Origin of the sequence: Phyllobacterium phragmitis (assembly GCF_002980495.1) — a bacterium.
Classification (GTDB): domain Bacteria; phylum Pseudomonadota; class Alphaproteobacteria; order Rhizobiales; family Rhizobiaceae; genus Paramesorhizobium; species Paramesorhizobium phragmitis.
In genome coordinates this window covers 116,223-141,354 of record NZ_PVBR01000005.1, presented here as the reverse complement: position 1 = coordinate 141,354, position 25,132 = coordinate 116,223, and the positions used below count along the sequence as shown (strand labels likewise).

Genomic DNA, 25,132 nt, shown 5'->3' with positions numbered 1-25,132 from the left:
GAGGCATACCCCCCTCTGCCCTGCCGGGCATCTCCCCCCTCAAGGGGGGAGATTGGCTGACACGATCTTCGGCATTTATTCTGGAGCGTCGGCGATTGGTGGCGAGCGCTATGAAGGCTTAATCTCCCCCCTTGAGGGGGAGATGGCTGGCAAGCCAGAGGGGGATGCGGGACGTCGAGCTATACAAAACAGAAACCGCTCCGCCCCCTCAGCCATAAACAACCAGCAGATCCTTCGCATCGATCTGGTCACCGGCGCGCACCAGCACCTCGGCGATCGTCCCATCCCGCTCCGCATGAATTGCCGTTTCCATCTTCATCGCCTCGATGGAAACGAGCACGTCGCCCGCCTTCACCGGCTGGCCGGCCGCAACCGCGACGGTCGAGATGATCCCCGGCATCGGCGCGCCGACATGATTGTCGTTTCCAAGCTCCGCCTTGCGCCGCGCCCCGTTGCCTGCCGCCCCATGCGCCCGGTCCGGCACCTTGACGCGCCGCGGTTGGCCGTTCAATTCGAAGAACACGGTGACCATGCCCTTCTCGTCAGTATCGCCGATGGCCTGATTGCGCACGACCAGCGTCTTGCCGCGTTCCAGGTCGACGAAGACCTCTTCTTCCTGCGCCAGCCCATAGAAATAGACCGGCGTCGGCAACACGCTCGTCGGGCCGTAGGTCTCCTGCGCCATCGCATAATCGGTGAAGACCTTGGGATACATCAGATAGGAAGCGAATTCCCGGTCGCTGATTTTCCGCCCAAGTTTCTCCTCGATTTCCTGGCGTTCCTTGTCGAGATCAGCGGGCTCGAGCAGCGAACCAGGCCGCACCGTAAACGGCTTCTCGCCTTTGAGAATTTTCTTCTGCAATGCCTTCGGCCAGCCCGATGGCGGTTGGCCGAGATCGCCGCGCATCATCGATACGACCGAATCCGGAAAGGCGATGTCCTTCTCCGGGTTCTCCACATCGGCGACCGTCAGATCCTGGCTCACCATCATCAACGCCATGTCGCCCACCACCTTCGACGACGGCGTCACCTTGACGATATCGCCGAACATCCGGTTGACGTCGGCATAGGCCTGCGCCACCTCGTGCCAGCGGGCCTCCAGTCCCAGCGACCGCGCCTGCTCCTTCAGATTGGTGAACTGGCCGCCCGGCATTTCATGCAGATAGACTTCCGATGCGGGACCCTTCAGATCGCTCTCGAAGGCTGCATATTGCGTACGCACCGCCTCCCAATAAAACGAGATCTTGCGGATCCAGACGGGATCGAGGCCGGGATCGCGCTCCGTACCCGAGAGCGCCTCGACGATCGAGCCGAGGCAAGGCTGCGAGGTATTGCCCGAAAGCGCATCCATCGCCGCGTCCACCGCATCGACGCCCGCCTCAACCGCCGCCAGAACCGTGGCCGCCGAAATGCCCGACGTGTCATGGGTATGGAAATGGATCGGCAGATCGGTCGCCTCGCGCAACGCCCCAAACAGCATCCTGGCTGCCGCAGGCTTCAGCAGGCCCGCCATATCCTTGACGGCGATGATATGCGCGCCGGCCTTCTCGACCTCTTGGGCGAGCCCGACATAATAATTCAGATCATATTTCGGTCGGGCGGCATTGAGGATATCGCCGGTATAGCAGATCGCCGCCTCGCAGAGCTTGTTCTCCTCGAGAATCGCGTCCATCGAGACGCGCATGTTCTCGACCCAGTTCAAGCTGTCGAACACGCGGAAAAGGTCGATGCCGCCACGCGCCGCTTCGCGCACGAAATATTTGACCACATTGTCGGGATAGCTCTTGTAGCCGACGCCATTCGCACCACGCAGCAGCATCTGCAGGAGAATATTGGGGGCGGCCTCGCGAACCAGCGCCAGCCGCTCCCACGGGTCTTCAGTCAGGAACCGCATCGACACGTCGAAGGTGGCGCCACCCCAGCATTCCAGCGAAAAGAGGTCGGGCAGCGCACGGGCATAAGTGCCGGCGATCCGCGCAATGTCGTAGCTGCGCATCCGCGTGGCGAGCAGCGATTGATGCCCGTCGCGCATCGTCGTGTCGGTGATCAGCACACGTTTTTCGTCACGCATCCACTGCGCGAATTTCTGCGGGCCCAGCGCATCGAGCCGCTGTTTGGTGCCGTCCGCGATCTTCGTCTCGCCGGCATAGGGAATGAGGGGTGCCGCAGCGTCGGCAGGCGGCTGCGCACGGCCCTTCGTCTCCGGATGACCGTTGACCGTCACATCAGCCAGATAGGTGAGAAGCTTCGTGGCGCGGTCCTGCCGCTTCACATGCTCGAAAAGCTCGGGCGTGTTGTCGATGAACTTGGTCGTATAGGTATTTTCTCGGAATTCAGGATGCGTGATGATCGCTTCGAGAAAGGTCAGATTGGTCGCCACGCCGCGGATGCGGAACTCGCGCAAGGCCCGGTGCATGCGCAGGATCGTTTCCTCCGCCGTCGGCGCCCAGGCCGTCACTTTTTCCAAAAGCGGATCGTAGAAGCGGGTGATCACCGCGCCCGAATAGGCGGTGCCGCCATCGAGCCTGATGCCGAAACCGGTGGCGCCGCGATAGGCGGTGATGCGTCCGTAATCGGGAATGAAGTTCTGCTCGGGATCTTCCGTGGTGATGCGGCATTGCAGGGCATGGCCGTTGAGCCGGATATCGCCCTGCGCCGGCACACCGGATTGCGGCGTGCCGATGGCAGCCCCTTCCAATATGCGGATCTGCGCCTTGACGATGTCGATGCCCGTCACCTCCTCGGTGACCGTATGCTCGACCTGGATGCGCGGGTTGACCTCGATGAAATAGAATTTGCCGGTATCGGCATCCATCAGGAACTCAATGGTCCCCGCGCCGATATAATCCGTCGCTGCGGCGATCTTCAGCGCGTAGCTGGCCAGCTCCTTGCGCTGGCTGTCGTCGAGATAGGGTGCCGGCGCACGTTCGACCACTTTCTGGTTGCGCCGCTGGATCGAGCAATCACGCTCGAAGAGATGCACGGCATTGCCATGGGTGTCACCCAGAATCTGCACCTCGACATGGCGGGCGCGCTCGACCAGCTTTTCCAGATAAACCTCGTCCTTGCCGAACGCCGCCATCGCCTCGCGTTTGGCCTCGGTCACCTCCCTGGCGATCTCATTGGCCGAGTAGATAGCGCGCATGCCGCGCCCGCCGCCGCCCCAGGAGGCCTTGAGCATCACGGGATAGCCGATCTTCTCCGCCATCGCCTTGACCGCATCCATGTCGTCGGGAAGCGGTTCGGTCGCGGGCACCACGGGGACGCCGATCTCGACCGCCAGATTGCGCGCCGCCACCTTGTTGCCGAGACGGCGCATGGTCTCCGGCTTCGGCCCGATGAAGATGATGCCGTTATCCGCACAGGCGTCGGCAAACTCGGGGCTCTCGGATAAAAGCCCGTAGCCCGGATGGATCGCGTCGGCGCCGGAGAGCTTGGCGACGCGGATGATTTCTTCGATGGAGAGATAGCTCTCGATCGGTCCCATATCATGCGAGAGATGCGGGCCACGGCCGACCTGATAGCTCTCGTCCGCCTTGAAGCGATGCAGCGCCAGCTTGTCCTCTTCCGCCCATATGGCGACTGTTTTCATGCCGAGTTCGTTGGCCGCGCGAAACACGCGGATGGCGATTTCGGACCGGTTGGCGACGAGGATCTTCTTGATCGGCAAGGCAGGTCTCCCAAGCTGCTGGCGCATCGGCCCGAAAACCGGTCAGTTTTCGGAAAGCACGATGCGTAGATCAATAACTTACAGCGTCCTTGTGTAGTGTCCTGAAGGACGCAAGGCGCTGTCGGACGGGCAATCTTTCGAGCGGTTCCGATCCGGTGAAGCCGATCGACCGCCCTGTTTCTTATAAGTAAGTTCAGACGGAAAACCGGTCCCGTTGGTCCCGACTTCAATGCTTACCGCGCAAAATGCTGCGGTGCAAACGATGTGTTGAAAGCCGCGCATAAAACAAAATGCCCGGCGCGAAGGCCGGGCATTCATATCATGATCTCTTTGAAGACGGCTTACTGCTGGACGTAGGTGTACTTGCCGTCGTCGCCCTTCTTCCACTCATACATTACGTAGCCGGGAAGCTTCGGATCGCCCTTTTCATCAAAGGAGATATCGCCGAGAACGGTCTTGAACGGTCCCTTCTCTTTCATTGCGGCCGCGACTTCCTGCGGATCGTTCGATCCGGCCGCTGCGGCTGCGGCTGCGATCGACTGGGCCGCGGCGTAAGAATAAAGGGTATAGGCTTCCGGCTCGAAACCGGCGTCGCGGAACTTCTTCACCAATTCGGCATTCGCCGGATTGGCGCGCGGATCGGGACCGAAGGTGTTGAGCGTTCCGGCAACGGCATCGCCGGCGATCGAAGCTAGCTCGTTGGACACGATGCCATCACCCGAAATGAACTGGACCTTCAATCCCTGATCGGCGAGCTGGCGCATGATCAGGCCGGCTTCGGTATGCAGGCCACCCCAGTAGATGACGGTGACGCCTGCCTGCTTCGCCTTGGCGATGATCGCGGAGAAATCCTTCTCGCCGACATTCACGCCTTCATACATCACTTCCTTGACGTCAGCTTCATTGAGCGCCTTCTTGGTTTCATCGGCAAGACCCTGTCCATAAGGCGTCTTGTCGTGAATGACGGCGATCTTGGCGTCCTTGAAATGGTCGGCGATGTATTTGCCGGCAATGGCGCCTTGCTGGTCGTCACGACCGCAGGTGCGGAATGTGTTCCACAGGTCGCGTTCGGTGAAGACGGGATTTGTCGAGGCGGGCGTGACCTGGAGAATGCCGTTTTCGGCATAGACATCCGAGGCCGGGATCGAGACGCCGGAATTGAAGTGGCCGATGACGAACTTGACGCCTTCGGCAGCGAACTTGTTGGCCACCGAAATGCCCTGCTTCGGATCGGAAACGTCATCGCCTAGGACGATCTTGATCTGCTCGCCATTGATGCCGCCGGCTGCATTGATCTCCTTGATGGCGGCTTCGGCGCCCTTCTGGATCTGCGCGCCGTAAACGGCGTTCGCGCCGGTCAGCGGCGCTCCAATGCCTAAAATGACATCGGCCCAGGCACTGCCGCTGCAAGCAAGCATTGCCGCGAGTGCAACGCCTGAAAATAGTGACTTCTTCATACGGATAACTCCCATTCTTCTTTCACCCCATACGATGCAAACTGCATCGCTTGTTAACACACTTGCCGATTTCCCGGCGCTTGTCACGCTGATTCATTTTGCGACCAGCGTGATTGGTCAAAGCATGATGTCGAAAGATGCGAAGCGGTTTTAGAGTGACATCACGCCCTATTTATTGGAACCGATCACGTTCAGGAGGCCGGGCTACCTTTCTTTTCCTTCCACGAGAGCGGAGAAACCTTTTCGTAGAGCCAGCTATACTGGCGCACCATCTGATTGGTGCGCGTATAGCGGTATCCGATGGTGCCGATGATGATCAGCACGATGGTGTCGACGATGTAATAGTGCAGCGACAGCATGTTTCCGCCGAACAGCGCATAGTGAATGAAGCGGACGGCGATGCCGAGCGGGATCATGTAAAGCAGGAAGGCGGCATAGGTGCGCCATGTCTGGGCGCAGGCCCGGCCCGTCATCCATGCAGCCCAGCCGCCCAGGATGCATGTGACGAACAGGAAGAGCAAGAACGACGGTTCCTCGTAGAGAATGCCTTGCATGGCCATGTCCCCTTAATTAGTGCCGCCCACCTTCGAGATAGGCGGCGCGCACTTCCGGATTGGCGAGAAGTTCTTTTCCGGAACCGCTCATGGTGATGGAGCCATTGACCATGACATAGCCACGGTTGGCCAGTTTCAGCGCACCGAAGGCATTCTGCTCGACCAGGAAGACGGTCAGGCCCTTGGTGCGGTTGAGCTCCTTGATCGCCTCGAAGATCTGCTTGATGATCAGCGGCGCCAGACCGAGCGAAGGCTCATCGAGCAGCAGCAGTTTGGGACGCGCCATCAACGCGCGCGCGATGGCCAGCATCTGCTGTTCGCCGCCCGAGAGCGTGCCGCCGCGCTGATTTATACGCTCTTTCAGGCGCGGGAAGAGATCGAACATCAGCCGCACGTCCTCGTCGAAAAACGCCAGATTATCGAGGCTCGCGCCCATCTGCAGGTTTTCCTGCACGCTCATGCGCGGGAAGATACGGCGGCCTTCCGGCGACTGGGCGATGCGCAACCTGGCGATCTCATGGGTCGGCATCCGCGTGATGTCCTGGCCTGCAAAGATGATCTTGCCGGTGCGAGCACGCGGGCTGCCGAAAATCGTCATCATCAGGGTTGATTTGCCGGCGCCGTTGGCGCCGATAAGGGCAACGATCTCGCCTTCATCGACTGTCATGTCGACGCCTTTGAGCGCACGGATATTGCCGTAATAGGTCTCGACCTTCTCCACCTTGAGAAGCGGATTCTTCTCCGACATCACTTGCTCCCCTCGGAAGGCTTCTTCTTCGCACGGGCAGACGTCCTGGACGACTTTCCCGCCGGTTGAGATGACGTCGGCTTTGCAGCAGGCTTTTTGCGCGCCGGCTTCGCCTTGGGCCCGCCCGCCTGCGCGGGGGGCTGCTCCTGCGCGATCTCGGCCACCGCCTCCTTGGTCAGATGAGCAACGGCGAGGTCGGTCGGATCGGCAACGCTGGGTGTGTCCACCTCCTCGATCAATTCGGCGATCTCCTCGTCCTCGACACCGAGATAAGCCGCGATCACCTTCGGATCGTTGCGGACCACTTCCGGCTGTCCGTCGGAAATCTTCGTGCCGTATTCGAGCACCACCACATGGTCGGAAATCTCCATCACCACCGCCATGTCATGCTCGATCAGCAGGACCGACGTACCGGTTTCGTCACGAATATCGAGCAGAAGCTTGTTGAGCTGCGCCGATTCACGGGGATTGAGGCCGGCGGCGGGCTCATCGAGACAAAGCAGTTCCGGATCCGTGCACATGGCACGCGCAATCTCGAGGCGACGCTGGGCGCCATAGGGCAGATCACCTGCCGGATCGTCTGCCCGATCGATCAGGTTGATTTTCTCCAGCCAAAACCTGGCTTTTTCGGTCGCTGCCGCCGAGGCTCGCTTGTAGCCCGGCAGGCCGAGAAGCCCAAGGATCGTATAGCCCGATGATTTCATCAGCGCATTGTGTTGTGCGACCAGCAGGTTTTCGAGCGGTGTCAGCCCCGGGAACAGGCGAATATTCTGGAATGTTCGCGCCACCCTTGCCTTGTGGGTGATGAGATAATCCGGCAGGCGCTCGAGGAGATATTTCTCGCCGTTCTTCCTTGCCAGCGTCAGCATCCCGCCTGTCGGTTTGTAGAAGCCCGTGATGCAGTTGAATACGGTCGTCTTGCCCGCGCCATTGGGGCCGATGATCGCGGTGATATCGCCGCGCTTTACCTCCAGGTTCAGATCGTTGATGGCCACCAGACCGCCGAACTTCATCGACAGATGTTCCACCTTGAGGATTGGATCCATTTCGGATTGACCAGACATGCTTTGCGTCGTCGACATCAGCCGTGCCCCTCCTTGGTGAAGGCCCCGGAGATCAGCTTGCGTTTGTGCAGGAATGCGCTTGGTTCACGGTTTCCCACGAAGCCGCGCGGCTTCCAGACCATGACCGTCACCATCGCCAGGCCAAAGATCAGCATGCGGTAGAGTTCGGGCGTGAAGCTCGGGCCGAAGATGAGTTTGAGGAATTGCATCTCGCGCAGGATTTCCGTTCCGCCGATCATCACCACCGCCGCGACGGCAATGCCGATGAGCGAACCCATGCCGCCCAGGACGACGATCGCAAGGATGACGGCGGATTCCAGGAACACGAAGGATTCCGGGCTGACGAACCCCTGGCGGGCGGCGAAGAAGGAGCCTGCAAAGCCGCCGAACATGGCGCCCGTGGCAAAGGCGGTAAGCTTGGTCGTCGTCGTATTGATGCCGAGCGAACGGCAGGCGATCTCGTCCTCGCGGAGCGCCTCCCAGGCACGCCCGACCGGCATCCGCCGCAGACGGATCGTCACCCAAGCCGTCAGCAGCGCCAGGAACAGGATCAGATAATAGAGGAATATCTTATAGTAGGCGGACGAGAGCGGCAGGCCGAATATGGCGGCAAAGCCGTCCTTGCCGGAGGTGAAGGGAATGCCGAACAGCGTTGCCTTGGCGATACCTGAAACGCCGAATGTGCCCTTGGTGACCGCCGTCCAGTTGACGAGGACGAGACGGATGATTTCGCCGAAGGCAAGCGTCACGATGGCAAGATAATCACCGCGCAGGCGCAGGACCGGAAACCCGAGGATGACACCCCATGTCGCCGCAAAAATGCCCGCCAACGGCAGGAGCAGCCAGAACGACAGGCCGAAATAGGTCGAAAGCAGCGCATAGGAATAAGCGCCCACCGCATAGAAGGCGACATAACCCAGATCGAGCAACCCGGCGAGACCGACGACGATATTGAGCCCCCAGGCGAGCATCACATAGATCAGGATCTGGATGCCGAAATTATCGACCCATTTCAGCGACCCCTGCATGCCGACCATCGAGACGATGAAAACCGGGTAGACCAGCAGGAAGACAATGGCCAGCCGCGAAAAGTTGCGCCGGAAGAAGGAAGGCTCCGGTGCCTCGACGACCTTGGCGGACTCCCTTGCCCTGATGCGCGCCGTCAGCCAGGGCGAAATGAAAGCCTTGAAAAGGAAACGCCCCACGGCAGCGATCGCCACCATGATGAACAGCAGCCCCCAACGCTGGGTGAGAATGGGTTCATTGCTGATGTTCTGATCGGTGCGGAAGCCGATGATCAGCACGAAAAGGCCGAAGGCAATCATGCCGGCTATGATGCCTTCGCGGATGGCCGAGGGAAAAACGGAATCCAGACGCGGTTTTGACAATTCGGCCATGGTTACACCTTTTCGACTTCAGGACGGCCAAGAATGCCGGAAGGCATAAAGATGAGCACGATCGCGAGAATGGAGAACGCCGCCACATCCTTGTAGTCACTGGAGAAATAAGCTGCCCACAAGGCTTCGATCAGACCGATGAGCAACCCGCCGACGACGGCGCCGGGAAGCGAGCCGATACCGCCGAGCACTGCGGCGGTGAAGGCCTTGACGCCGGGGATGAACCCATCGGCAAAGGAGATCACGCCATAATACACGAGGTAGAGCGTGCCCGCGACTGCCGCAAGCGCGGCGCCCATGACGAAGGTCAGCGAGACGGTCCTGTCGACGTTGATGCCGAGCAGCGCCGCCATCTTGCGGTCCTGCTCGCAGGCCCGCTGGGCGCGCCCGAGCGATGTGCGGTTGACGAGATACCAGAAGGCGGCCAGCAGCACGGCCGTCACCACGATGACGGCGATCTGCTTCAGTGAAATGGTGATGTTGGTGCCGTAGATCGTATAGCCGCTATTGATCAGCGGCGGGATCGACTTGTTGCGCGGCCCCTGCGTCACCTGCACGAAATTGGAAAGCGCGATCGACATGCCGATTGCCGTGATGAGCGGCGCCAGGCGGAACGATCCACGCAAGGGACGATAGGCGACGCGCTCGATGGTCCAACTCCACAGGCTGGTCAGGCACATGGATACGATCATCATCAAAAACAGCGCCAGCACGACCGGCACGCCGCCGATGAATGTCGTCAGCATCAAAAAGACGATGAGCGCCATGAAGGCGCCGAGCATGAAAATGTCTCCATGCGCGAAATTGATCATGCCGATGATGCCGTACACCATCGTATAGCCGATCGCGATCAAGCCGTAGATCGAGCCGAGCGTCAGCCCGTTGATCACTTGCTGGATAAAATATTCCATCGAAAAGCCACCCTTATTACGATCGGGACGTTATTTCCTGCCTTTTCCGGCGGTTCCCTTTTTCCCCGATCCTTTTTTTACACCTAACCGCTGCACCGCGGAAAGCAACCGTTTTTATATCAGACGAAGGACCAATAAGCCGCAGCTCGTATTTTAAGGATTTTTCACTAGAACCACAGGCTTATGCAAATGTTTTTGTCGACAATCCCTTTCTGAACGGGAATTTCCCCATCTCATTTCATGGCCGACATTGCTCAGCGGCAGCCATTGATGATGGCCCATACGCGACACCACGTTAAACGACGACGAAGCCATGCGCGAACGGATCGCGGTCGTCGATGAAGATCGTATTATAACCGGTCATCCGGGCCCACCCGGCGACGGAAGGAATGATCGCCGGACACCCCGCCACCTCGACTGCTTTTTCAACGCGGCCATGAAAGAGCGAGCCGATGATCGATTCGTGCACGAAATCATCGCCGGGCTTCAACATGCCCTTGCCGGCAAGCTGCGCCATGCGCGCCGAGGTTCCCGTGCCGCAAGGCGAGCGGTCGATGGCCTTGTCACCGTAGAAGACCGCATTGCGGCCATGCGCTTCGGGCAGTGTCGGCTTGCCGGTCCACAGAATATGGCTCAGGCGGTTGATATCAGGGTTTTCCGGATGGACGAATGTATAGAGTTCGTTCAGCCGCTGGCGCAGAACCGGGCTCCATCCGATCAGATCGAGCGCGCGATAATCCGCCATATCGGCATAGTTTTCCTGGGGATCGACGATGGCGTAGAAATTCCCGCCATAGGCGACGTCGACACGCAACAACCCCAAACCCGGACATTCGACCTCCAGCCCTTCCGCATGGAGGAAAGCCGGAACATTGGTGATCCGCACGCTTTCGACATATTGCCCCTTCTGCTCATATTCCGCCACGACCAGTCCGGCCGGCGTATCGAGCCGCAGGATACCCGGCGTCTTCGGCGTCACCAGCCCATGCTCGATCGCCATCGTCACGGTGCCGATGGTCCCATGCCCGCACATCGGCAGGCAGCCGGAGGTCTCGATGAACAGCACGGCCACATCGCAATCGGGCCGGGTCGGCGGATAGAGGATCGAGCCGGACATCATGTCATGGCCGCGCGGCTCGAACATCAGCCCGGTGCGGATCCAGTCAAATTCGCGCAGGAAGTGCGCCCGCTTCTCCATCATATTCGCGCCCTGCAGATTGGGTCCGCCACCCGCCACCAGCCTTACGGGATTGCCGCAAGTGTGCCCATCGACGCAGAAGAAGGAGTGCCTGGCCATTGTCTTTCAGCCTCAGAAACGTTGCGGGTTGAATGGCGCAAGATCGATCGCCGGAGTTTGCCCGGAAACGAGATCGCGGATCAAGCGGCCGGTCGCAGCCGACTGGGTGAGCCCCAGATGGCCATGGCCGAACGCATAGAAAACATTCGGCAGGTCTTTCGCCCTGCCGATCACGGGAAGCGAATCCGGCAGCGACGGCCTGTAGCCCATCCACCGCCGCCCGCCGCTGGCATTCAACCCCGGCAGGAACATCTCGGCCTTTTTCAGCATTGCGTCCGCCCGGGCATAGTTGGGCGGCAGGCGCAGACCGCCGAACTCCACGGCGCCGCCGACACGGATGCCGGTTTCAAGCGGCGTGACGACAAAGCCATGGCCGGAGAAAATCAACTGGCGTTTCAGGTCGAAGCTATCGACTGGAAGCGTGGTGTTGTAACCGCGTTCGGTCTCCAGCGGTATGGCGTCGCCGAACTGCCGGGCCAGCTGATGCGACCAGGCGCCGGCCGCGACGACGAGCTTGCCTGCCGACAATACGCGGCCATCGGCCAGTCGAACCATTGTCCTTCCATCGGAGGCGGAAACGGATCCAACTTCGCCCTTGATGAACCGGGCGCCGGCGCGCTCCGCATGGGCCCACAGCGCCTGCCCCAGCAGCTTGGGATCGCTCACCGTCTTCCAGTCCGGCACGAAGCCCCCGACGACGAAGCGCGGCGAAAGTCCCGGCTGATAGTCCGCCAGTTCCTTGCCGCGAATATGCCAGAAGGCGATGTCTGCCCGCTCCCGCGCATCCCAGTCGGGCTGTGCCGCCTTCAGTTCCGCCTCGCTTTCATAAAGCTCGAGCGAGCCATCCTCGCGCAGCATGTTCGAGACGCCGGCACGCTCAATGAGCGACAACATCTCCGCTTCGGCAAGCTGCATCATCGCCGTCTGCGCGCGCAAGCTGTTCGCCTGCGCCGATGCGCCGCTCGCCCGCCAGAAACGATAGAGCCACGGCGCTAGCTTCGGCAGATAGGAGGGGCGGATGGTGAACGGTCCGAGAGGATCGACAAGCCAGCCGGGCAGCTTCGCCAGAACGCCCTTGGAGGCGAGAGGCAGGATATCGGAAAAGGCGAGCGCGGCGGCATTGCCCGAACTCGTTTCCTCGCAAATACCGGTGCGGTCGACGACCAGGACCTCATGGCCCGCCTCGGCAAGAAAGGCAGCGATTGAAATGCCGATGATGCCCGCCCCGATGATGACGATCTCATGGTCGCGCTGGCTTTCGATGCCGGACATGCTGCTTCTTCCTGCTGAAAATACGCAGATACACGAAGCCCCCTTCCGGATGGAAGAGGGCTTGGGATCATCAGAACGAGGGAAGCGCCGGACGAACGGCCAGCGCGTCCTTGACGATCTTCTCCACCGCATTGCGCCGTCCGCCCTGGAGCGGCTGGCGCGGCATGCGCACGCGGTCGTTCGTCCCGATCGCATGAACTTCGGCAAGCTTGATATTCTGCACGAGATAGGTCGAGACATCGAGGTCGAGTAGCGGCCGGAACCAGCGGTAGATCGTCAGCGCCTCCGCGTAACGTCCCTGCTTGATGAGCTGATAGATCGCCACCGTCTCACGCGGGAAAGCCGTGACCAGACCGGCGACCCAGCCGACGGCACCGGCGGTCAGCGCCTCGAAGGCCAGATTGTCGACGCCGGTGAAGAGATCGTAACGATCGCCGAACTGGTTGATGATGTCGGTCGTGCGGCGAACATCGTCGGAGGATTCCTTGATGGCGACGAAATGCTCGTCGGAAGCAAGCTCCGCCAGGATATCGCCCGTTACATCGACGCGGTAGGCCATACGGTTGGAATAGATCATGACAGGCAGGCCGCCCGCAGCCGCAACCGCCTTGAGCGTCGCCGCGGTTTCTTCCGGGTTGGTATGATAGATCGGGCTCGGCACGATCATCAGGCCGTCGGCCCCGGCTTTGGCGGCCTTCTTGGCGAGTGCTGCACCGTCACGCGTCGCAGCCTCGTTGATGGTCAGCAGCACCGGCTTTCCCTTCGCGGCCGACTGCGCGATTTTGAGAATTTCGAGCTTTTCGTCATGCGACAGCATCGGCCCTTCACCGAGCGATCCCGCAACGATGAGACCATCGACGCCCGCTTCGATCTGGAGCCCGAAGCAACGCTCCATCTCCTGGTGATCCAGCGCATCGTTCTCTGTGAATTTGCTGGTGACTGCCGGAATGACGCCCGTCCACATAATGCGATCTCCTTATTGATATATCAGTGATATATCTCTACGGTGCGGAACCGTCAAGCATCATCTGATCCATCTGGCCCGATCCGAAAAGAATAGCACATGGAAGAAAGCCGATTGACCAAGCTGGTGAACGAAGCGCACGCGCCGCAAAGCCTGCCAAGCGAAAGTCTGGCCGAGCAGGCATACCGCACGCTCGAACGCCTGATCGTCACGCTCGTCCTCGAACCCAATATGGTGGTCAACGAACGCAGGCTGATCGAGTTGACCGGCATGGGCCGCACACCGGTACGCGAAGCCATTCAGAGGCTCGCCTGGGAAGGACTGATGGAGGTTCGTCCCCGCTCCGGCATCGCCATTACGCCGCTTGACCCGAAAGATTTCGCAAAGGTGCTCGATGCGCGTGAAGGCGTCGAGCAGGTGCTGGCGCGTGACGCCGCACGGCTTGCCGGCCCGCGCGACCACGAGCGCTTCCAGGCCGCCGCCGATGCCATGCGAAAGGCGGCCGCGGATGATGATGTCGGCCAGTTCCTCGATGCGGACAAAGCGCTCGATGCGGTCCTCGGGCAAGCCGCAGGCAATGTCTTCGCCGCGCGCCTTGCGGCGCCTCTGCAAACCCATAGCCGTCGTTTCTGGTTCCGCCTGAAGCGTGATGACGGCATCGCAGCATCGACCGATGCCCACATTGCCATGATCGACGCCATTACCGCCCGCACTCCGGAAAAGGCCATGGCAATGGCCGCAGATCTCATCCGCCATTTGCGAACGCTCGCGCCTTAGAACAGGTCGGGGAAAATCAAGCCGGGTTTTCCCTCCAAACCTCAATACGGCGATAACGAAAGCGGCGGGAACGGCTCCCATCGCCTTCGATCTTTCGATCAGTTACTCGTCATGTTCTGCATCATTGTCGTGGCCGGCCCCACATAGTCGGCGTAGAAATTGCCATTGAGGTTGTCCTGCCAGGCGATCACCACGGCGTCGCCGGGGCGTATGTCCGGATGATAGCTGGGGTTCAGGATGAACGACGAACCGCTATCCAACGTGACCACCTGGCTGTTCCGGTCATACATCTTCACCTTGCCGAAAGCGAAATCTTCCGCCTGCGCACTATAGGCGGAGAGGGCGAGAATGGCTGCTGCAGCCGAAAATATATGAATACGCATGGGATATCCTCCATCAGCGACGGGCGTCTTTTGAACACCCGTTCAGCAAAGAGCCGTCAGGTCTCGCCTGTGACGGATATATCGGACATGATCGTGCTTACCGGGCCCTCGATGTTACCGGTTACCTGTGCTGGATCTCTCATCCTATTCCGTCGGCGTTTCCCGGCTCTATGGAGGATATTGTGCGAGCCAGGGTGCACTTCCATGGCAACGCCGATCAATAGCTTTCACTTGTTTTCACGCAAACGCGACCGGAACCATTTCGTCAAGCACGGCGTTGCGCTTGCTGGCACCTCGAAAACAGCCGATGAAAGGAAATCACAGATGGCATCACCGGAGACAAGAACGCGCGCGCAGACCGGCAAGGATCTCGAAAACCAGATTGCTGAATTACGCCGGGAGGTGTCCGAAATTTCCGAGACGCTTTCCCGGCAGGGTTTCCATATTCTGGACAGTGCCAGAGACACGGCATCCGACGTCTACGGCCTTCTCAAAAACAAGAGTGCCAAGGCTGCCCATGTGGCAGGCAGGCAAGCCCATCACGTGGCTGATACGGCGCGGGAAAAGCCACTCGCCTCTGTTGCTCTCCTCGCCTGCATAGGCCTTCTTATCGGTCTGATGGTGCGCAGATAGCCGTTTCAGGCGAGAAAATTGCGTATTCTCTACGATGATCCGCAATGGGCGCTGACGCCAGCGGCGATCTAGGCGCTAATTTACTTGAGAGAGCGGCGGCCGGTCCGTCTTCTCCATCGAATGCCCCATGGCATGCAGCACACGGACCGTGGCGGCAATATCCTCGTCGCTGACCGTATCCAGCAGATCCTGCCTTACCTCTTCTGCGAGCTTCACCACCAACTCGGCCTGCTCGCGTCCTTCATGGGTCATGACGATCTGCTTTGCCCTGCGATCGCCTTTGACGGCGCGGCGTTCGATGAAATTCTGTCTTTCGAGACCATCGAGAAGACGCACCATCGTGGCGTTTTCGATTTCCAGCACCTCCGCCAGTTCTTTCTGGTAGAGCCCTTCCTGATTGCTGAGCACCAGGAGCGTCCGGGCCCGCGCCAGGGTCAGCCCCTGCTCCCTGACCCGTCCATCAAAAAGTGTACGCAGCTTCCGGCTGACTTTTGAAAGCGCGTCGACCATTTCCGTACGAAGTTCTTTGGTCCCCATAATACAAATCCATATATGTAGTATACTAATGATAATTAAGCGATTATATCCTGACGGAAACGGTTTCAAGTAAACATTTCGTTCTCACCTTGTTCTCACGCAAGTGTGAATGAAACGGCGAGCACCTGCGTGCAGCCAGCCATGGCCGTTCGACCGGACGCGGTACCGTCGCAACAAAAAAGCGGCCGGAGCCGCTTTTTCTCAAATCGCAGATGTAGGGGTGTCAGGCCGGCAGGATCGAGCCCTCGAGCGTCATGAGCTGATGCAGGAACTGCTCGGCTTTCGTGCGCTGTTCATTCGTGACGGCATCTTGTAGATCCTCACGGGCATCCTGGATGCGGCGCTGAAGCTCCTCGCGGTTCAGCTCATCGACATGAACGGCGGATTCGGCGAGGATCGTGCAGATTTCCTGCGACACATCGGCAAAGCCGCCGAAAACCACATAGGAACTTTCCTTGCCGTCGGCGAGCTTCACCCTGATGACCCCCGGCTTGATGGTGGTCATGAGCGGAGCATGGCGGGCCATGACGGTCATATAGCCCTCGCTTCCGGGGATCACGACTTCAGTGACCTCCGCGGAGAGCAGAAGACGTTCCGGCGATACCAGTTCGAAATGGAAGGCTTCGGCCATGTTCAATTGGTGAATGGTGAATGGTGAATAGCGAATAGAAACACGCAATTCTACCTATCTCACCACCTCACCACTCCCTATCCGTTACATGAGTAAGCGGCTTATAGTGAGGAACGAATATAAAATCGCCATCCTCACTATTCACCATTCACTATTCACTCGCTCAGGCAGCTTCCGCCGCCAGACGCTTTGCCTTCTCTACCGCCTCCTCGATGGAACCGACCATGTAGAAGGCGGCTTCCGGGAGATGGTCGTATTCACCGGCGCAAAGGCCCTTGAAGCCCTTGATGGTGTCGGCGAGATCGACGAGCTTGCCCGGCGCGCCGGTGAAGATTTCGGCGACGAAGAACGGCTGCGACAGGAAGCGCTCGATCTTGCGGGCACGCGCGACCGTGATCTTGTCCTCTTCGGAAAGCTCGTCCATGCCCAGGATCGCGATGATGTCCTGAAGCGACTTATAGCGCTGCAGGATCGACTGCACCTGACGCGCGATATCGTAATGCTCTTCACCGACGACCATCGGATCGAGCATGCGTGACGTCGAGTCGAGCGGATCGACCGCCGGATAGATGCCCTTTTCCGCGATCGAGCGCGACAGCGTGGTCGTCGCGTCGAGGTGGGCAAACGATGCAGCCGGCGCCGGATCGGTCAGATCGTCGGCAGGCACGTAGATGGCCTGCACCGAGGTGATCGAGCCCTTGGTCGTCGTCGTGATGCGCTCCTGCAGGGCGCCCATGTCGGTCGCCAGCGTCGGCTGATAGCCCACAGCCGAAGGAATACGGCCGAGAAGCGCCGACACTTCCGAACCCGCCTGCGTGAAGCGGAAGATGTTGTCGACGAAGAACAGAACGTCCTGGCCCTGGTCACGGAAATTTTCGGCAACCGTCAGACCCGACAGCGCGACGCGGGCACGCGCACCTGGAGGCTCGTTCATCTGGCCGTAGACGAGTGCTGCCTTCGAGCCCTCGCCGCCGCCGAGCTTGTTGACGCCCGACTCGATCATTTCGTGATAGAGGTCGTTGCCCTCGCGGGTACGCTCACCGACGCCGGCGAACACGGAATAACCGCCATGCGCCTTGGCGACGTTGTTGATCAGCTCCATGATCAGAACGGTCTTGCCGACGCCGGCGCCGCCGAACAGGCCGATCTTGCCGCCCTTGGCATAAGGCGCCAGAAGATCGATGACCTTGATGCCGGTGACGAGGATCTCGGCTTCCGTCGACTGCTCGATATATTCAGGCGCATTCTGGTGGATGGCGCGCCTTTCCTTTGTCTTGATCGGGCCGGCTTCGTCGACCGGCTCGCCGATGACGTTCATGATGCGGCCGAGCGTCGCTTCACCGACAGGAACCTCGATCGGAGTGCCGGTGTCGACCACGTCCTGCCCACGCACCAGACCTTCGGTGGAGTCCATGGCGATGGTGCGGACGGTGTTTTCGCCCAGATGCTGCGCCACTTCCAGAACTAGGCGGTTGCCGAGATTGTCGGTTTCCAGCGCGTTCAGGATCAGCGGCAGATTGTCGTCGAACTGCACGTCGACCACGGCGCCGATGACCTGCTTGACGCGGCCGACTGCACCCTTCGCCTTCAAAGTCGCGCTAGGCGTTTTCGCTGCTGCGGTCTTTGCAGGGGCTTTTTTTACTGCCGCGGCTTTCGGCGCGGCCTTTGCTGCCGGAGCCGGCTTGGCTTCGGCGGTTGTTTTCGGGGTCGCTGCTTTTGCCATCGATCCTTACCTTCCGTTAGCATGATCCCGAAAAGTTGGCTCGCTTTTCGGATAAGAGCATGCGGTAAAACTAAACTCTAGAGCGCTTCTGCGCCCGAAATGATTTCGATCAGTTCTTTTGTGATCTGAGCCTGACGTTGGCGGTTATACGTGATCGACAGCTTATTGATCATGTCGCCGGCATTGCGCGTCGCATTGTCCATGGCGCTCATCTTGGCACCCATCTCGCCTGCCACGTTCTCCAGGAGCGCCCGGAAAATCTGGACGGAGAGGTTGCGCGGAATGAGATCGTCGAGAATGACGCTCGGCTCGGGCTCATATTCGTAAAGCGCACCCAGGGCACTATCGGGGGCCCTGTCGGCCTCGGCATCGCCGCCGGCAGATGCCGGAATGAGCTGCAAGGCGGTCGGCACCTGGCTGATGACCGATTTGAATTCCGAATAGAACAGCGTGCAGATGTCGAAAGCGCCTTCATCGAAGAGCGCTATGACCTTGCGTCCGATCTGGTCGGCATTGACGAAGGCAAGCTGCTTGACCTCGCGCAGGTTGAAATGCTCCACGATCAGCGATCCGAATTCGCGCTTGAGAATATCAGCGCCCTTCTTGCCGACGGTGATGATCTTCACCGTCTTGCCTTCGCTCAGGAGCTTGCGTGCATGATCGCGCGCCAAACGCGCTATCTGCGAATTGAAGCCGCCGCAAAGGCCGCGTTCCGCCGTGCAGACGATCAAAAGGTGCACATTGTCGGCACCCGTACCGGCCATCAGCTTCGGCGCATCGTCACCGCTGACATTCTGCGCGATGTTTGCGAGAACCGCACCCATGCGCTGCGAATAAGGCCTGGCGGCCTCCGCAGCTTCCTGCGCGCGGCGCAGCTTCGCCGCAGCGACCATCTGCATCGCCTTGGTGATCTTCTGCGTCGCCTTGACCGAGGCGATACGGTTTCTCAGATCCTTGAGTGAAGGCATCCGTTTATCCCGTCAGAGGTTTCAGGCGAAGTTCTTGGCGTACGCGTCGACGGCCGCCTTGAGCTTGGCCCGGATATCGTCGGTGAGCTGCTTTTCCGTGCGGATCGCGTCGAGCACGTCCTTGTGTTCGGTGCGCAGCCAGGCGAGCAGGCCATCTTCGAACTTGCCGACCTGATTGACGGCGAGCTTGTCGAGATAGCCGTTGACGCCGGCATAGATCACCGCGACCTGCTCTTCCGTCTTCAGCGGCGAGAACTGCGGCTGCTTGAGAAGCTCGGTCAGACGCGCGCCACGATTGAGAAGGCGCTGCGTCGAGGCATCGAGATCGGAACCGAACTGCGCGAACGCCGCCATTTCGCGATACTGCGCCAGCTCACCCTTGATCGAACCCGCAACCTGCTTCATCGCCTTGATCTGCGCGGCGGAGCCGACGCGCGACACCGACAGGCCGACGTTCACCGCAGGACGGATGCCCTGGTAGAACAGATTGGTCTCAAGGAAGATCTGGCCGTCGGTGATCGAGATCACGTTGGTCGGAATATAGGCAGACACGTCGTTTGCCTGCGTCTCGATGACGGGAAGCGCCGTCAGCGAACCGCCGCCATTGTCGTCATTGAGCTTTGCCGCGCGCTCCAAGAGACGGGAGTGCAGGTAGAAGACATCGCCCGGATAGGCTTCGCGGCCCGGAGGACGGCGCAGCAGCAGCGACATCTGGCGATAGGCGACGGCCTGCTTCGACAGATCGTCGTAGCCGATGAGGGCGTGCATGCCGTTGTCGCGGAAATATTCGCCCATGGCGCAGCCGGCGAACGGCGCCAGGAACTGCATCGGGGCCGGATCGGACGCGGTGGCCGCAACGATGATCGAATATTCGAGCGCACCGCGCTCCTCGAGAATCTTGACGAACTGCGCGACGGTCGAACGCTTCTGGCCGATAGCAACGTAGACGCAGTAGAGCTTTTCCTTCTCAGGCCCCGAATCGTGAACCGCCTTCTGGTTCAGGATCGTGTCGAGGAGGATGGCGGTCTTGCCGGTCTGGCGATCGCCGATGACGAGCTCACGCTGGCCGCGGCCGACCGGGATCAGCGCATCGATGGCCTTGAGGCCGGTCGACATCGGCTCATTGACCGACTGGCGCGGGATGATGCCGGGCGCCTTGACGTCGACGCGGCGGCGTTCCGTCGCCTTGATCGGGCCCTTACCGTCGATCGGATTGCCGAGAGCGTCGACGACGCGGCCGAGCAGCCCCCTGCCGACGGGAACGTCCACGATGGAGCCGGTCCGCTTGACGGTGTCGCCTTCCTTGATGCCGCGGTCAGCACCGAAGATGACGACGCCGACATTGTCGCTTTCGAGGTTCAGCGCCATGCCGCGAATGCCGCCGGGGAACTCGACCATCTCGCCCGCCTGGACGTTGTCGAGACCGTAGACACGGGCGATACCGTCACCGACGGACAGAACCTGACCGACCTCGGAGACTTCTGCCTCCTTGCCGAAATTCTTGATTTGCTCTTTCAGGATTGCGGAAATTTCCGCAGCGCGGATGTCCATCAGCCGACCTCTTTCAGTGCAAGCTTGAGAGAAGAAAGTTTGGTGCGAAGGGAAGTATCGATCTGGCGTGACCCCATCTTGACGATGAGGCCGCCGAGGATCGACGGATCGACGGTGACGTTGATCGTCACGTCTTTTCCGGCCACGCCCTTGAGCGTCGCCTTCAATTCATTTTGCTGTGCAGCGGTGAGCGCATGAGCGGCAGTCACATCGGCGGAAACCTCGCCGCGATGCTCGGCCGCGATCTGGCGAAAGCTCTGGATGATGCCGGGCAGCACGAAGAGGCGGCGGTTTCCGGCGACGACGCGCAGGAAGTTGCCCACGAGGCCCTTGATGCCGGCCTTATCGGCGATGGCGGAGATCGTCTTCACCTGCTCTTTGGTCGAGAAAACCGGGCTGGCAACCAGCCGCTTGAGTTCATCGCTACCGTCCAGAAGCCCCTCGAACCGGGCGAGATCTTTTTCCACCTGGGCGACGGAGTTTGCTTCCAGCGCCAGATCGAAAAGCGATCCGGCATAACGCCGCGCGACACCTGAAATGAGCGATGAAGTTTCTGCCACGAACACCCAGCTCTCTGCTTTGATGCCAAGACCCGGACGCCCGAAGAGTAGGGTTAACCTAAGTCTTTGACTTTATTGAATTTTTCCAGCGATTTTTTGATGCGCTAAACATCCCCGCTGAAATCCGATTGCCGTCTAGCATACACAGACAGGACTCGCAACACGCGAATCCCTCTGTTTTTGGTCAGCTTTGTCGCAATCGCGGGTATTTTCTGCCTGCGAAGAGGCGTTTTCTGCCCGTTCAGGCGACAAATCCGAAAGCGAAAAGCAGCGGTCCCGCCGCCAGCAGGAACTCCAGCACCACAGCGATCCAGTTGTAGAATGTACCGCCTCGATCCGACATCATGGAAATGAGGCGGCCGAAGACCGTGAAGCCCCATGCCGCTCCGAGCGCGAGCCAGAGAAACGGCTGGGCGAATACGAGGCAACTAAGCCCGAGGCCGATATGGAATCCCGCCATTGTCGCGCGAATCGAGGCAAAAGCTTCGGATCGACCGCCTGCCGGCTCGAGCCGCAAAAGCTTCATCGACAGCCCCGGTGCGAAAAACAGGATCAACCCGAAAAGCACGGTGATCGCTGCGGAAACCCAGGCGAACCATTCGCCATCGCTCGCCGGCCAGTAGAACTCCATTTGCTGTCCTCATGCTTCAAAAACCGATCCGCCGTCTATAGAGCAGATCGACGGAAAGTGGCACGCCTTTTCCATCCGAGGTGCGATTGCATGCGACAAAAAGCGCTGCATGGTCCGAACAGACTCTCAGAGAAAACTCTGCGGGTCGATATCCACCTGCACCCGCACCGAACCGCGCTCTTTCGGCCCCGCAGCAAGAAGCGTGCGGATGAATGCCTGGATGTCGGCACGCTTTGTTCCATGGACGAGCAGCCGGAAACGGTGCCTGCCGCGAATCAGCGCCAGCGGTGCTTCCGCGGGGCCGAGCACCGCGATTTCCGGCGATGGCGGGGCCGCCCGGCGTAAGCCGCGAGCATGGCTCTCCGCCTCGCCACGCGAGTTGGCCGAGACGATCAGCGCCGCGAGCCGTCCGAATGGCGGCAGGCCGGAGCGTTCGCGCTCCTCGATCTCGCGTGCGTAGAAAGCCTGCGCATCGCCCGAGACAATGGCGCGCATCACCGGATGGTCGGGCTGATAGGTCTGGAGAAGCCCGAGGCTCTTGCGCCCCGTGCGCCCGGCCCGGCCGGTCACCTGGTTGAGCAATTGGAACGTCCGCTCGGCGGCCCGCGGATCGCCATTGGCAAGACCCAGATCGGCATCGATGACCCCGACGAGCGTCATGTCAGGAAAATTATGCCCCTTCGCCACCAGCTGCGTGCCGATGATGATATCCGCCTCTCCCTTGGCGATAGCGTCGAGTTCGAGCCGCAGCCGCTTCACCCCACCAAGAAGATCGGAGGAAAGCACGATGATCCGCGCATCGGGAAACGCCGCCGCCGTTTCCTCGGCGATGCGCTCCACGCCGGGGCCGCAGGCGACCAGATGATCGAGAGCCCCGCATTCCGGACAGGCCTGCGGCACAGGTTCGTGATAGCCGCACTGGTGGCACATGAGCTGGCCGCGAAAGCGATGCTCGACCAGCCAGCTCGAACAGCTCGGGCACTGAAAGCGATGTCCGCAGACGCGGCAGAGCGTCAGCGGCGCATAGCCTCGCCGGTTGAGGAACAGCAGCGCCTGCTCCTTGCGTTCGAGCGTTTTAGCCACCGCCGCCGTCAGCACCGGCGACAGGAAACGTCCCGGTGGCGGCGGGGAACGGCGCATGTCGATGGTCTTCAGATCGGGCATCGCCGCTTCGGCATAACGGGCGGAAAGCCGGATGCGCTTATAACGGCCCTGCTCGGCATTGACCTGGCTTTCGATGGATGGCGTCGCCGATGCAAGCACGACCGGAAAGCCGCCGATATGGCCGCGAACAACCGCCATGTCGCGGGCATTGTAGAAGACCCGGTCCTCCTGCTTGTAGGCCGGATCATGCTCTTCATCGACGACGATCAGCCCAAGATCGCAAAACGGCAGGAACAAGGCCGACCGCGCGCCCGCCACCACACGCACCTGGCCTTCCGCCACCTGCCGCCAGACCCGTTCGCGCATGCGCGGCGCCAGATCCGAATGCCATTCGGCGGGTTTCGTGCCGAAGCGGTCGTGAAACCGGTCGAGAAATTGCTGCGTCAGCGCGATTTCCGGCAACAGGATCAGCACCTGCCGGCCCTGCTGGATGGCTTGTCCCACCGCTTCGAAATAGACCTCCGTCTTGCCCGAACCGGTCACGCCATCGAGAAGCGAAACGGAAAACGCCTGTTTCGAGACATTCTCCACCAGCATGTCGGCTGCCGTCTGCTGGTCGGGCGAAAGATCGGCGCGGGCATAATCGATGTCGGGCAAGGCGACCACAGGACGCGGCGGGATCATCACCTCCTCGAAAACGCCCTGCGCCTTCAGCCCGTCGACGACGGTGAGCGATACGCCGGCGGCATGTGCCAGGCCGGAGCGCGTCCAGGCCATGCCGTCTTCGGCCAGCTCCATGATTCGGCTTCGCGCTTCGGTCAGCCTGTCCGGCCTTACCCCTGCATGGCGCAGGCCCGGAATGTGCGGCTCGGGATCGAAGGCGGCGGGAACGCGCAAAAGCATGCGTGCCACCATGCCCGGCGGCGAAAGCGTGTAATCCGCCGCCCACTGAATGAACCGCAGCATCTGCGGCTCGACCGGCGGACAATCGAAAAGCGCTGAAATCGAACGCAATTTCTTCGCATCGACCGAATCGGTTTCACCCGCTGTCACGATGCCCGCCACCTCGCGCGGCCCGAGCGGCACGCGCACGATCGAACCTGGGACGACCGTCATTCCATCCGGAACGGCATAGCTGTACGGGCGTTCCGCGGGCATCGGAACGAGCACCGGAACCGTCCTTAAGGGTGTTTGCGAATCTTTCGACATGACCGCGTGACCTTGGCGTGGCTTTGGGCTAAAGAAAAGCCATCTTCCTGGGATTATGATCCCTCAAACACCCAGCAAGCCCTGTTATGGAGGACCGCTGACATGAAATTCTTTGTCGATACCGCCGATGTAAAGGAAATCCGTGAGCTGAACGATCTCGGCCTTCTCGACGGTGTGACCACCAATCCTTCCCTGATAGCGAAATCCGGGCGCAGCATCCTCGAAGTCACCAAGGAAATCTGCGGCATCGTCGCGGGTCCCGTCTCCGCCGAAGTCACCGCCCTCGACTATGACGGAATGATGAAGGAAGCCGCCGTTCTCTCGAAGATCGCCGACAATATCTGCATTAAGGTGCCGCTGACGCTCGACGGCCTCAAGGCCTGCAAGGCGATCACCTCCGATGGTCGTAAAGTCAATGTCACGCTCTGCTTCTCGGCCCCGCAGGCTCTGCTCGCCGCCAAGGCCGGCGCGACCTTCATCTCGCCCTTCATCGGCCGCATCGACGATATGGGCGTCAACGGCATGGAACTGATCGCCGAAATCCGCACGATCTACGACAATTACGATTTCAAGACCGAGATCCTGGCCGCCTCGATCCGCACCGTCAACCATGTCAAGGAAGCCGCCCTCATCGGCGCCGACGTCGCCACCGTGCCGCCGGCAACGCTCAAAGCCCTGGTCAAGCACCCGCTGACCGACAAGGGCCTTGAGGCATTCCTCGCAGATTGGGCCAAGACCGGGCAGAAGATCGCCTGATCAGGAACGTTTATAACGAGCAGCGGCGCCTCTTCTTGCCGCTCTCGACATAGCAGGCGGAGCCGCTTTTGCCCTCAGCCGTGGATCCTCGGGTTTGCCTTTGAGTATCCACGGTTGGAGTGATTCAATTTTCCGGAATGGATCATCGGATCAAGTCCGATGATGACGGATTTTACGCTGCGGCCAATCATAAGCGCTGGTGCCGATCGCAAGCGAAGGCCGTCTCCGCCCGTCATCCTCAGAGCGCCCATCTTCGTCATCATCGGACTTGATCCGATGATCCATTCCGGAACAGCAAAACCAACCGCAATCATCTCTTCTAAAAAACTGATCCC

At 60.3% G+C, this 25,132-nt stretch carries 22 protein-coding genes; 3 read left to right on the top strand and 19 right to left on the bottom strand.

Annotation, left to right across the window (positions count from 1 at the left end; genetic code table 11):
* Nucleotides 1-208: 208 nt before the first annotated feature.
* The 10 genes from pyc to C5748_RS08485 form a co-directional block, all read right to left on the bottom strand.
* Nucleotides 209-3,697: a pyruvate carboxylase gene (gene pyc, locus C5748_RS08530; RefSeq protein WP_199194738.1), complete on the bottom strand. Its 3,489-nt coding sequence runs from the start codon at nucleotides 3,695-3,697 to the stop codon at nucleotides 209-211.
* 314 nt (nucleotides 3,698-4,011) lie between these two features.
* Nucleotides 4,012-5,127, bottom strand: coding sequence for a branched-chain amino acid ABC transporter substrate-binding protein (locus tag C5748_RS08525; protein WP_105741510.1), 1,116 nt, complete (start codon nucleotides 5,125-5,127; stop codon nucleotides 4,012-4,014).
* Nucleotides 5,128-5,318: 191 nt separating this feature from the next.
* Nucleotides 5,319-5,681 (bottom strand): DUF6867 family protein, encoded by a 363-nt coding sequence (locus tag C5748_RS08520; protein ID WP_105741692.1) that lies wholly within the window; start codon nucleotides 5,679-5,681, stop codon nucleotides 5,319-5,321.
* A gap of 16 nt (nucleotides 5,682-5,697) precedes the next feature.
* Nucleotides 5,698-6,429 carry an ABC transporter ATP-binding protein gene (locus C5748_RS08515; protein ID WP_105741509.1) on the bottom strand — a complete coding sequence of 244 codons (732 nt, stop codon included), beginning with the start codon at nucleotides 6,427-6,429 and terminating at the stop codon, nucleotides 5,698-5,700.
* Nucleotides 6,429-7,493, bottom strand: coding sequence for an ABC transporter ATP-binding protein (locus tag C5748_RS08510; protein WP_105741691.1), 1,065 nt, complete (start codon nucleotides 7,491-7,493; stop codon nucleotides 6,429-6,431). Before C5748_RS08510 ends, C5748_RS08515 begins: the two co-directional genes overlap by 1 nt.
* Before the next feature lie 17 nt (nucleotides 7,494-7,510).
* Nucleotides 7,511-8,890 carry a high-affinity branched-chain amino acid ABC transporter permease LivM gene (gene livM / locus C5748_RS08505; protein ID WP_105741508.1) on the bottom strand — a complete coding sequence of 460 codons (1,380 nt, stop codon included), beginning with the start codon at nucleotides 8,888-8,890 and terminating at the stop codon, nucleotides 7,511-7,513.
* 2 nt (nucleotides 8,891-8,892) lie between these two features.
* Nucleotides 8,893-9,801, bottom strand: coding sequence for a branched-chain amino acid ABC transporter permease (locus C5748_RS08500; protein ID WP_105741507.1), 909 nt, complete (start codon nucleotides 9,799-9,801; stop codon nucleotides 8,893-8,895).
* A gap of 295 nt (nucleotides 9,802-10,096) precedes the next feature.
* Nucleotides 10,097-11,098: a 4-hydroxyproline epimerase gene (locus C5748_RS08495; RefSeq protein WP_105741506.1), complete on the bottom strand. Its 1,002-nt coding sequence runs from the start codon at nucleotides 11,096-11,098 to the stop codon at nucleotides 10,097-10,099.
* Between the two features lie 12 nt (nucleotides 11,099-11,110).
* Entirely contained in the window at nucleotides 11,111-12,370 is a 1,260-nt protein-coding gene (locus tag C5748_RS08490) for an NAD(P)/FAD-dependent oxidoreductase (protein ID WP_105741505.1), read from the bottom strand.
* A gap of 70 nt (nucleotides 12,371-12,440) precedes the next feature.
* Nucleotides 12,441-13,334: a dihydrodipicolinate synthase family protein gene (locus tag C5748_RS08485; protein ID WP_105741504.1), complete on the bottom strand. Its 894-nt coding sequence runs from the start codon at nucleotides 13,332-13,334 to the stop codon at nucleotides 12,441-12,443.
* 99 nt (nucleotides 13,335-13,433) lie between these two features.
* Here C5748_RS08485 and C5748_RS08480 point away from each other — a divergent pair, with 99 nt between their 5' ends.
* Entirely contained in the window at nucleotides 13,434-14,111 is a 678-nt protein-coding gene (locus C5748_RS08480) for a GntR family transcriptional regulator (protein ID WP_105741503.1), read from the top strand.
* Between the two features lie 98 nt (nucleotides 14,112-14,209).
* On the opposite strand, the gene C5748_RS08475 is transcribed toward C5748_RS08480, so the two are convergent.
* Nucleotides 14,210-14,494 (bottom strand): hypothetical protein, encoded by a 285-nt coding sequence (locus C5748_RS08475; protein WP_105741502.1) that lies wholly within the window; start codon nucleotides 14,492-14,494, stop codon nucleotides 14,210-14,212.
* Between the two features lie 204 nt (nucleotides 14,495-14,698).
* Between C5748_RS08475 and C5748_RS08470 the strand changes: the two genes are divergently transcribed.
* Nucleotides 14,699-15,127, top strand: a complete 429-nt coding sequence (locus tag C5748_RS08470) for an ElaB/YgaM/YqjD family protein (RefSeq protein ID WP_105741501.1) — start codon at nucleotides 14,699-14,701, stop codon at nucleotides 15,125-15,127.
* Between the two features lie 75 nt (nucleotides 15,128-15,202).
* Here the strand turns inward: C5748_RS08470 and C5748_RS08465 are convergent, their stop codons facing one another.
* From C5748_RS08465 to C5748_RS08430, 8 genes are all read right to left on the bottom strand, one after another.
* Nucleotides 15,203-15,664: a MarR family winged helix-turn-helix transcriptional regulator gene (locus C5748_RS08465; RefSeq protein ID WP_105741500.1), complete on the bottom strand. Its 462-nt coding sequence runs from the start codon at nucleotides 15,662-15,664 to the stop codon at nucleotides 15,203-15,205.
* A gap of 223 nt (nucleotides 15,665-15,887) precedes the next feature.
* On the bottom strand, nucleotides 15,888-16,295 hold the full coding sequence (locus tag C5748_RS08460; protein WP_105741690.1) for a F0F1 ATP synthase subunit epsilon: 408 nt from the start codon (nucleotides 16,293-16,295) through the stop codon (nucleotides 15,888-15,890).
* A gap of 163 nt (nucleotides 16,296-16,458) precedes the next feature.
* A complete protein-coding gene (gene atpD / locus C5748_RS08455; protein ID WP_105741499.1) occupies nucleotides 16,459-18,018 on the bottom strand; it encodes a F0F1 ATP synthase subunit beta in 1,560 nt (519 codons plus the stop codon).
* Between the two features lie 77 nt (nucleotides 18,019-18,095).
* The gene (locus C5748_RS08450; protein WP_105741498.1) at nucleotides 18,096-18,986 is read right to left on the bottom strand and encodes a F0F1 ATP synthase subunit gamma; all 891 of its coding nucleotides are present in this window, start codon (nucleotides 18,984-18,986) and stop codon (nucleotides 18,096-18,098) included.
* 21 nt (nucleotides 18,987-19,007) lie between these two features.
* On the bottom strand, nucleotides 19,008-20,537 hold the full coding sequence (atpA, locus tag C5748_RS08445) for a F0F1 ATP synthase subunit alpha (protein ID WP_105741497.1): 1,530 nt from the start codon (nucleotides 20,535-20,537) through the stop codon (nucleotides 19,008-19,010).
* Nucleotides 20,537-21,097, bottom strand: a complete 561-nt coding sequence (locus C5748_RS08440; protein ID WP_105741689.1) for a F0F1 ATP synthase subunit delta — start codon at nucleotides 21,095-21,097, stop codon at nucleotides 20,537-20,539. Before C5748_RS08440 ends, atpA begins: the two co-directional genes overlap by 1 nt.
* A 241-nt stretch (nucleotides 21,098-21,338) precedes the next feature.
* Complete coding sequence (locus C5748_RS08435) at nucleotides 21,339-21,728, bottom strand: AGROH133_08824 family phage infection protein (RefSeq protein ID WP_105741496.1); 390 nt, start codon at nucleotides 21,726-21,728, stop codon at nucleotides 21,339-21,341.
* Between the two features lie 126 nt (nucleotides 21,729-21,854).
* Nucleotides 21,855-24,041, bottom strand: coding sequence for a primosomal protein N' (locus tag C5748_RS08430; RefSeq protein WP_105741495.1), 2,187 nt, complete (start codon nucleotides 24,039-24,041; stop codon nucleotides 21,855-21,857).
* A gap of 102 nt (nucleotides 24,042-24,143) precedes the next feature.
* On the opposite strand from C5748_RS08430, the gene fsa reads away from it, so the two are divergent.
* Nucleotides 24,144-24,797, top strand: a complete 654-nt coding sequence (gene fsa / locus C5748_RS08425) for a fructose-6-phosphate aldolase (RefSeq protein WP_105741494.1) — start codon at nucleotides 24,144-24,146, stop codon at nucleotides 24,795-24,797.
* Nucleotides 24,798-25,132: the final 335 nt, after the last annotated feature.

What these genes read in the sequence shown, in the direction of transcription:
- pyc (WP_199194738.1), bottom strand. Translation starts at nt 3,697, where the DNA reads ATGCGCCAGCAGCTTGGGAGACCTGCCTTGCCGATCAAGAAGATCCTC.
- C5748_RS08525 (WP_105741510.1), bottom strand. Translation starts at nt 5,127, where the DNA reads ATGAAGAAGTCACTATTTTCAGGCGTTGCACTCGCGGCAATGCTTGCT.
- C5748_RS08520 (WP_105741692.1), bottom strand. Translation starts at nt 5,681, where the DNA reads ATGCAAGGCATTCTCTACGAGGAACCGTCGTTCTTGCTCTTCCTGTTC.
- C5748_RS08515 (WP_105741509.1), bottom strand. Translation starts at nt 6,429, where the DNA reads ATGTCGGAGAAGAATCCGCTTCTCAAGGTGGAGAAGGTCGAGACCTAT.
- C5748_RS08510 (WP_105741691.1), bottom strand. Translation starts at nt 7,493, where the DNA reads ATGTCTGGTCAATCCGAAATGGATCCAATCCTCAAGGTGGAACATCTG.
- livM (WP_105741508.1), bottom strand. Translation starts at nt 8,890, where the DNA reads ATGGCCGAATTGTCAAAACCGCGTCTGGATTCCGTTTTTCCCTCGGCC.
- C5748_RS08500 (WP_105741507.1), bottom strand. Translation starts at nt 9,801, where the DNA reads ATGGAATATTTTATCCAGCAAGTGATCAACGGGCTGACGCTCGGCTCG.
- C5748_RS08495 (WP_105741506.1), bottom strand. Translation starts at nt 11,098, where the DNA reads ATGGCCAGGCACTCCTTCTTCTGCGTCGATGGGCACACTTGCGGCAAT.
- C5748_RS08490 (WP_105741505.1), bottom strand. Translation starts at nt 12,370, where the DNA reads ATGTCCGGCATCGAAAGCCAGCGCGACCATGAGATCGTCATCATCGGG.
- C5748_RS08485 (WP_105741504.1), bottom strand. Translation starts at nt 13,334, where the DNA reads ATGTGGACGGGCGTCATTCCGGCAGTCACCAGCAAATTCACAGAGAAC.
- C5748_RS08480 (WP_105741503.1), top strand. Translation starts at nt 13,434, where the DNA reads ATGGAAGAAAGCCGATTGACCAAGCTGGTGAACGAAGCGCACGCGCCG.
- C5748_RS08475 (WP_105741502.1), bottom strand. Translation starts at nt 14,494, where the DNA reads ATGCGTATTCATATATTTTCGGCTGCAGCAGCCATTCTCGCCCTCTCC.
- C5748_RS08470 (WP_105741501.1), top strand. Translation starts at nt 14,699, where the DNA reads ATGGCAACGCCGATCAATAGCTTTCACTTGTTTTCACGCAAACGCGAC.
- C5748_RS08465 (WP_105741500.1), bottom strand. Translation starts at nt 15,664, where the DNA reads ATGGGGACCAAAGAACTTCGTACGGAAATGGTCGACGCGCTTTCAAAA.
- C5748_RS08460 (WP_105741690.1), bottom strand. Translation starts at nt 16,295, where the DNA reads ATGGCCGAAGCCTTCCATTTCGAACTGGTATCGCCGGAACGTCTTCTG.
- atpD (WP_105741499.1), bottom strand. Translation starts at nt 18,018, where the DNA reads ATGGCAAAAGCAGCGACCCCGAAAACAACCGCCGAAGCCAAGCCGGCT.
- C5748_RS08450 (WP_105741498.1), bottom strand. Translation starts at nt 18,986, where the DNA reads ATGCCTTCACTCAAGGATCTGAGAAACCGTATCGCCTCGGTCAAGGCG.
- atpA (WP_105741497.1), bottom strand. Translation starts at nt 20,537, where the DNA reads ATGGACATCCGCGCTGCGGAAATTTCCGCAATCCTGAAAGAGCAAATC.
- C5748_RS08435 (WP_105741496.1), bottom strand. Translation starts at nt 21,728, where the DNA reads ATGGAGTTCTACTGGCCGGCGAGCGATGGCGAATGGTTCGCCTGGGTT.
- C5748_RS08430 (WP_105741495.1), bottom strand. Translation starts at nt 24,041, where the DNA reads ATGTCGAAAGATTCGCAAACACCCTTAAGGACGGTTCCGGTGCTCGTT.
- fsa (WP_105741494.1), top strand. Translation starts at nt 24,144, where the DNA reads ATGAAATTCTTTGTCGATACCGCCGATGTAAAGGAAATCCGTGAGCTG.